We start from the raw sequence: 493 nt of genomic DNA on the forward strand, positions 1-493 counted from the left end.
CATCAGGCTTGCGCCCATTGTGCAATATTCCCCACTGCTGCCTCCCGTAGGAGTCTGGACCGTGTCTCAGTTCCAGTGTGGCTGGTCATCCTCTCAGACCAGCTAGGGATCGTCGCCTAGGTGAGCCGTTACCTCACCTACAAGCTAATCCCATCTGGGCACATCTGATGGCATGAGGCCCGAAGGTCCCCCACTTTGGTCTCGCGACGTTATGCGGTATTAGCTACCGTTTCCAGTAGTTATCCCCCTCCATCAGGCAGTTTCCCAGACATTACTCACCCGTCCGCCACTCGTCACCCGAGAGCAAGCTCTCTGTGCTACCGTTCGACTTGCATGTGTTAGGCCTGCCGCCAGCGTTCAATCTGAGCCATGATCAAACTCTTCAATTTAAGTTTGATGCTCGTGAATTAAACTTCGTAATGAATTACGTATGTTCACTCAGAGACTTGGTATTCATTTTTCGTCCGAGGACGTTAAGAATCCATGTCACTTT

General features: G+C 51.3%; 1 rRNA gene. It reads right to left on the minus strand.

The window, feature by feature from the left end:
• Nucleotides 1-389 (minus strand): 16S ribosomal RNA (locus GO007_RS28020); the annotation flags it as partial.
• Nucleotides 390-493 lie beyond the last annotated feature (104 nt).

The sequence above is a fragment of the Klebsiella sp. 10-1 genome, from assembly GCF_009758445.1.
Taxonomy (GTDB): domain Bacteria; phylum Pseudomonadota; class Gammaproteobacteria; order Enterobacterales; family Enterobacteriaceae; genus Klebsiella; species Klebsiella scottii.